Genomic DNA, 6,600 nt, shown 5'->3' with positions numbered 1-6,600 from the left:
TCTCGTTCCTCGCCGGCCCGGAGGGCGGCTGGATCAACGGCCAGACCATCCGCGCCAACGGCGGCATGTGCTGACGTGCCGCGCCTGCGGTTCGCCCGAGCGAACCGCGGGCCACCCCCAATTTCGGGAAAGAGATCATGAAAGACGTCATCCTCGTCACGGGCGCGTCCAGCGGCTTCGGGCTGCTGTCGGCCCAGGCCCTCGCCAGGGCGGGCCACATTGTCTATGCCTCGATGCGTGAGACGGTCGGCCGCAATGCGCCGCGTGTCGTCGAGTTCGCGGCCTATGCCAAGGCGCACCGCGTCGATCTCAGGACGGTCGAACTGGATGTCAGCTCTGATGCGTCCGTCAAGGCCGGCATCGACCAGGTGATCGCCGACAACGGCCGGCTGGACGTCATCGTCCACAATGCAGGCCATATGGCGTTCGGTCCGGCGGAAGCGTTCACACCCGAACAATATGCGGCATTATACGACATCAATGTGCTGTCGACGCAGCGCGTCAACCGGGCGGCACTGCCCCAGCTTCGCAAACAAGGGCGTGGTCTGCTCGTCTGGGTCTCCTCCTCCTCGACCCGTGGCGGCACACCGCCGTTCCTGGCGCCTTATTTCGCCGCCAAGGCCGCGATGGATTCGCTTGCCGCGTCCTATGCCAGCGAGGTCGCGCGCTGGGGTATCGAAACGTCGATCCTTGTGCCCGGCGCCTTCACTAAGGGCACCAACCACTTCAACCATGCCGGCGCGCCGGCGGACACGACGACACAGGCCGAATATGACAATGGTCCCTATGCCGGCGTGGCCGATCAGGCCTTGAAAGGGCTGGCGGCTCTGGAGCCAGAAGACGCGGATCCCGCCGCCGTTGCGAACGCGATCACCGATATCGTCAACGCACCCTTCGGCAGGCGCCCCTACCGCGTCTATGTCGATCCCTCGCAGGACGGCGCGGAAGAAGTGTTCCGCATCGGCGACCGGATGCGGCGCGAAATGTTCCAGAACATCGGACTGAGGGATTTGCTGTCTCCCCGCATCGAGGGCTGAGAACTTATCGACCAGCGCAAGCCGCGTGGCTGCAACGACGAGGGAATCAACCGATGAAGGGGAGCGTTAGCGAAAAGAATTGGCATATGGCGCGCGCCCTCCCCACAAGACGCTTCGCGCGGCGCCGATACGGGCCGGCCCCATGGTATCCAACCGAGCACGCGGCTCCCGGGTTCCGTACCCTATCCGGTACCCGGCACACCGGCCCAGCACGGCGTTGTCACAAATCCGCAATCCTCCCGCAGCGCATCATTCAGCGAAAGGAGACAGCAAGCGGGAAAACGCGTCCTCGCACGGGGATAAGGAACGGCTGGAATGACGTACCAGAAGAAATGCCCGGTCCGGCAGCGCAAGTGGGACGGTATGAAGCAACCCGGCTTCCAGTCGCCCGGCGACCACGCTCGCTGAAAGGACCGTTGCCGCCCGTCCCGTCTCGACGGCGCTCGCCACAGCTTCGTTGGAGGCGATTTCCATCATGACCGGCAGCGTGTCCGGATCGATACCCACGTCGCGAAGGGCCTTTTCGAATGCCGACCGCGTGCCGGACCCGCGCTCCCGCAACACCCATGGGCTGTCGCACAGATGCTCAAGGGAAGGAGGCGTCACGGCCCATGGATGGCCCGGCGCCACGACAGGCAAAAGCCGATCCGTGGCGACGATGTCGCTTGTCAGATCTGTATCCGTGACAGCATCCTCCACCAGCCCAAGCACGGCTTCGCCTGCACGAATGGCCCGGCAGATTTCCTGCGTATTGCCGATGGTGATCCGGAGCGCGATCGCCGGATGGCACGCGTGAAACGCATTGAGCCTTGCCGGCAGCCAGTAACTGGCGATGGTATGGCTTGCGTGAACGTGCAGCACGCCGGCGCGCAACCCGGCAAGATCACGTAGCCTTTCGCGCGCCGCCTCCGACCTGGCGAGTACAGTCTGGGCTTCGTCCAGGAAGGCCCTACCAGCGTCCGTCAACACGATCCGTCGCCCGACCCGATCGAAGAGCCTGATCTGAAATTCGGCTTCCAGCGTCGTGACCGCATGGCTGACCGCCGATTGGGTGAGGTTCAGGGCCTCGGCGGCGCGGGTCACGTGCTCGCGTTCGGCGACCGCGACGAAGATGCGAAGCTGCTCCAGCGTCATGCTGCGGTCATCCGGATCAACGTGGCCACCACAGCCGTCCCAATCACTACGAGTGTCGCCGTTGTCCAGCCCTCCAGGCCCCGAAGCGCGATCTCGCGTGGCTTGGCGTCCACCAACTCGGCCCGCACGGCGCGAAACCGCCACCATGCGACCGGCAGCAAGGCCACGCCGACACAGACAGCCGCGACCCCAATCCATGAGGTCGAGCCAGCCACGGCATGCCGCGCCGTGACGAGACGTAGGACAAGATCGAACTTCGCCAGCACGCAACCGAAGGCCGCCAAACCAAAGGCCGTGCGAACCCACGCGAGGAAGGTGCGTTCGTTCGCGGCGTGATCCGCATAACGTTCAATCATGCCGCATCCTTGCGCTCTTGCGTCGCCTCGGCGAGTAGCCGGGCGAGATCTTGAGCTTGCTGCCGAATTTCCGGAATGGCAATGGATTCGAACAAGATACCCAGCCGGGCGGGACCGATCGTGAACAATCCCGGCACCGGACGTCTGCTCTGGTCAAGAATGCCGCCCCGAGGGGTGCAGAGCAGCCCGCTCCCGCCGAAACCGGGCGCCAGCATTCCCGCCGCCAGCAGGCCCTGCAGTAGCGGCGACGCGGCGCGGCGATAATTCAGGCTGGGTCCCGTGCAGTTGATGGCATGAGCGGCCTCGATGGCGAAGCTCTGGCCGCGCGACGTCGCGGTGACGACCAACCCGTCGGCTGTAGGCACGAGCGCCGAGACATGGCCGTCCAAGACGCGCAGCGTACCGGTCGCTCGTTCCGCATCCACAATTTCTGCAATATGGGGGGCCATTCGATGGCGGACTACGTCCCAGCGTCTCTGGAGATGACGGCGAAAGCGCGCTTGCTCGATTTCCGGAAGTGCCAGCCAGAGCTCATTGGTAACGGGCCGCAGGCTGTCCACCGCAGCACGCCATGTCACGCCTGCCTTGCGGGCGCGATTGAAGGTGCGCAGATAGGCCGTGGCGGTACGGGGCGTTTCACCGGGCTTCACGACGCATGCACAGGGCGGCTCAGAGGACGTGTGACGTGCCGGAAAGAGGCCGCGCCGGGAAATAGCCGTGATTCTCCCGCGGTGGCCGCTCTCTCGCAAGCGCATCAGCACGTCGACCGTCGTAAGACCGGTGCCGATCAGCACAACCTCGTCTCCCGGCGCGATGGCAGCGTAGGCGCGATTGTCCCATGCGTTGTGATGATACCGCCCGGAATTGTCCGCTTCCGGACTGATGCCAGGGAGACGCGCCTGAGCGAAATGCCCGAGGGCCAGAACGACTTGCCGCGCCGTCATCTCGCGGCCATCAGCAAACGTAAGGTGAAACGCCCCTGTACCCCGACGGCATGCTGTCACCGTCGTGTGGACATGTTCCGGCGCGGCCGCACAGTAAAGATGGCGAAGATAAAGGCCGTAGATCGCACGCGGTACGAAGGCGTCACCCGGCGTCTTGCTGTCCACGTTTTCGCGCATCCAGCGCAGGAAATGATCTGGGTCGTCCGCCACGGCACTCATGCCCTTGGCCGCGACGTTGAGGAGATGCTTGAGAGACGGCGTGGCATAAGCCAGCCCGAAAGCGGGTCGATCAGACGGATCGACGATGGTGCAGCGCCGTCCGAAACGCGTGGCGAGATTCCAGGCCGTGAGCGCGGCGCTGGCACCGCCACCGATAATCAGGATATCATGCGTCTGGTGCATGGGGAAGTCACGCTCCGTGTTCGTGTTACGGCGCCACGATGACGGCACGCACGGGCTTCGTTCCAATGCAATAAATCAATCACATCGTTCGACGATTGCGAACAGCGATCCGGCACACGGGGTTCTGCCATCGAATCCCGACCATACTCGCCGTCACGGCAGAGATCATAAAAGAAATCGAATATTCTATTCGACATTGTTCAGTTTTTTTATGAATCTGGTGCGCTCATACCTGTCTCCGGCGGGAGAATACCTCTTCCGAAACGGAGTGCAGAGTATGATTAATGAAATCGTCCGTACGGTAAGAATTTTGCTTCTCGCGTCCGCCGTGGCCGCGACGAGCGCCTGCTCCAACCTCCCGGGACCGAGTGGAACGGCATGGCAGGGTGCTCCGTGTGACAGCTGCGTTTCCGCCGCAAATCCGATTGGAAACGGCAATTTTCCATAAACACCATCAACGCCATTTTGCAGTCCGGTCATTGTTTTTCTCAATCGTTGCGGCCTTCATCCTCCACGCCGCCGACGCGACGCTCGAAGCGATCAGGCAAGCCGGATCCGACGGATTTGTCGTCAGCGCCGATCTGACCGAACCCTAGATGGTGTCGCGGATGTTCGACGCGATCGATGCGCGCCTTGCCGATCGCGGCCGCCGGTCCGGACTGGTTGTGCTGGTCAATAACGCCGGCGTGGCGGACGGCGCATCGACCGACGCCACAACGTCGGACCTGTTCGACAGACAGTTTGCGTCGGATGTCAATGCTGTTTTCCTGACGACGGGAGTGGCCCGCAGCCGGATGGGCACAGGGATGCGAATCGTTAATCGGTCCAGCGTGCTGTCTCCCCGCGTGTTCGAAACCGCGAATGGGTTCGTCCCAATCTCGGCCTATGCGGCGGCAAAGGCCGCGGTCGACACCCTGACTCGGCACTACGCCGTCAATGCCGTTGCACCCGGTCCGGTCGATGCGGACATGAATGCGGGCTGGCTCCGCACTGACGAGGGCAAGGCGGTGACGCAGGCGGCAAGCCCGTTCGGGCGGGTCGGCATGCCGGAGAACGTAGCGGGCGTCGTCGCTTTCCTCGCCGGTCCGGGCGCGCAATGGACCACCGGCCAGGTCATCGACGCCAGCGGCGGGTACCGGCTGTAATCTTCAGGCGCCGTCGCGCATGAATGCTTGAAGCCGCGGTACCATGAAGTCGAGGAACAGCCGTATACGCTGCGGCATGCGCTGACCGCCGAGATAAAGGGCATGGACATCCTCCGCGTCGCCATGCCCCGCATCGGCCAGCACCTCCACCAGGCGCCCCTGGGCAAGATCCTCGCGCACATGAAAATCGCCCAGGCGCGCCAGCCCCTCGCCGGCCAGGACCAGGCGCCGCACCGTCTCGCCATTATTGGCCAGCAGGCTGCCGCCCACCATGCGGTCCACGATCCGCCCGCCTTCACGCAGGGGCCAGATCGGCGCCGCGCGGCGGAAGTTGAAGCCCAGGCAATTGTGGCGGTCGAGATCGTCGACCGTCAGGGGCGTGCCATGACATTGAAGATACGCGGGTGCCGCGACGATCTTCCGACGCGCCTCCCCGATCTTGCGGGCCAGCAGGCTGCTGTCGGTCAGCGGGCCGACGCGAAAGGCGATGTCGGTACGGTCGAGATAGAGATCCACGATCTCATCCGACAGCGACAGATCGATCACGACATGCGGATAAGTCCGCCAGAATTCCGGCAGCAGCGGTTCGATTCCCAGAACCCCGAAGGCGACCGACACATTGACCCGCACGGTGCCCTCCGCACCGCCCGCGCCCTGCCCGACTTCACGCTCGATATCGTCCAGTTCCGCCAGCAGCGCGAGGCTGCGCTCGTAGAACAGGCGGCCCTCGTCGGTCAGTGACAGCCGCCGGGTCGATCGCTCGACCAGCCGTACCCCCAGCCGGTCCTCCATGCGGCCGACCAGCTTGCTGACGGTCGATGGCGTCATCAGAAGCTGGCGCGCGGCCTCGGAGAAGCTGCCGGCCTCCACCACGCGGACGAAGACCTGCATTTCGCCGGCGCGATTGTCCATTTCCTGCGTCCATCTGTGAATTCGCCTCCAAGATTATGTGGAGACAAAGCCGATTATCAAGCGCCCCCTGAAGCGGCATCGTCCGGCGGCAGATCAGGATGACGCTGGACAGAAGAGTGACGATGACCGGTTCCGCCCCCTCGGCGCTCGACCGCGTGCGTGTTCCCGGCCGGATCACGCTGGGGATCGAGCTGCCGCTCGACAATGACTGGTCGCCCGCGGGCGAGGCGCGCCGTATCGCCGACGGCCGCCCGCGCGGCGTGCCCGATCTCCGGCACCATGCCGACCGCGTGTGCAGGATCGACGGGCAGGGTTTCGCGGCGGTGTGGATGTGCGACGTGCCGGTGTTCGACAGCGTCGGCATGGGCGACGCCGGGTCGGTCTACGACATTTTCACGCATCTGGGCTTTCTGGCAGGCCTGACGCGCCATGTCGCGCTCGGCACCGCCGGCGTGGTCCTACCCATCCGCCACCCGATGATGATCGCCAAGGCGGCCGCCACAGTGGACGCGCTGTCGGCCGGCCGCCTGATCCTGGGCGTCGCCTCGGGCGACCGGCCGGTCGTATACCCCCTGCTTGGCCTCGATTTCGACCGCAGAGGCGAGCATTTCCGCGAGGCGGTCGCCTATCTGCGCGCGGCATGGCAACCGGGCGGGCTGCCGGGCGGGCC

General features: G+C 64.6%; 8 protein-coding genes. 4 read left to right on the top strand and 4 right to left on the bottom strand.

Annotation, left to right across the window (positions count from 1 at the left end; translation table 11 throughout):
• Positions 1-137 precede the first annotated feature (137 nt).
• Entirely contained in the window at positions 138-1,037 is a 900-nt protein-coding gene (locus HUK84_RS08400; RefSeq protein WP_176639898.1) for an SDR family oxidoreductase, read from the top strand.
• 249 nt (positions 1,038-1,286) lie between these two features.
• On the opposite strand, the gene HUK84_RS08395 is transcribed toward HUK84_RS08400, so the two are convergent.
• The 3 genes from HUK84_RS08395 to HUK84_RS08385 are packed head-to-tail and all read right to left on the bottom strand — an operon-like array spanning position 1,287 to position 3,873.
• A complete protein-coding gene (locus tag HUK84_RS08395) occupies positions 1,287-2,171 on the bottom strand; it encodes a LysR family transcriptional regulator (protein ID WP_176639897.1) in 885 nt (294 codons plus the stop codon).
• Complete coding sequence (locus tag HUK84_RS08390; RefSeq protein WP_176639896.1) at positions 2,168-2,527, bottom strand: YidH family protein; 360 nt, start codon at positions 2,525-2,527, stop codon at positions 2,168-2,170. Before HUK84_RS08390 ends, HUK84_RS08395 begins: the two co-directional genes overlap by 4 nt.
• Positions 2,524-3,873, bottom strand: coding sequence for an FAD/NAD(P)-binding protein (locus HUK84_RS08385; protein WP_176639895.1), 1,350 nt, complete (start codon positions 3,871-3,873; stop codon positions 2,524-2,526). Before HUK84_RS08385 ends, HUK84_RS08390 begins: the two co-directional genes overlap by 4 nt.
• Positions 3,874-4,268: 395 nt before the next feature.
• Here HUK84_RS08385 and HUK84_RS08380 point away from each other — a divergent pair, with 395 nt between their 5' ends.
• The gene (locus tag HUK84_RS08380; protein ID WP_176639894.1) at positions 4,269-4,469 is read left to right on the top strand and encodes a hypothetical protein; all 201 of its coding nucleotides are present in this window, start codon (positions 4,269-4,271) and stop codon (positions 4,467-4,469) included.
• Between the two features lie 12 nt (positions 4,470-4,481).
• Positions 4,482-5,018 carry an SDR family oxidoreductase gene (locus HUK84_RS08375; RefSeq protein WP_176639893.1) on the top strand — a complete coding sequence of 179 codons (537 nt, stop codon included), beginning with the start codon at positions 4,482-4,484 and terminating at the stop codon, positions 5,016-5,018.
• A 3-nt stretch (positions 5,019-5,021) separates the two neighbouring features.
• Here the strand turns inward: HUK84_RS08375 and HUK84_RS08370 are convergent, their stop codons facing one another.
• The gene (locus HUK84_RS08370) at positions 5,022-5,930 is read right to left on the bottom strand and encodes a LysR family transcriptional regulator (RefSeq protein WP_176639892.1); all 909 of its coding nucleotides are present in this window, start codon (positions 5,928-5,930) and stop codon (positions 5,022-5,024) included.
• Positions 5,931-6,052: 122 nt separating this feature from the next.
• Here HUK84_RS08370 and HUK84_RS08365 point away from each other — a divergent pair.
• The coding region (locus HUK84_RS08365) for an LLM class flavin-dependent oxidoreductase (protein ID WP_176639891.1) at positions 6,053-6,600 on the top strand (548 nt) is incomplete at its 3' end.

The organism is Nguyenibacter vanlangensis (genome assembly GCF_013376155.1).
Classification (GTDB): domain Bacteria; phylum Pseudomonadota; class Alphaproteobacteria; order Acetobacterales; family Acetobacteraceae; genus Gluconacetobacter; species Gluconacetobacter vanlangensis.
This window is presented reverse-complemented; position numbering and strand designations above follow the sequence as displayed.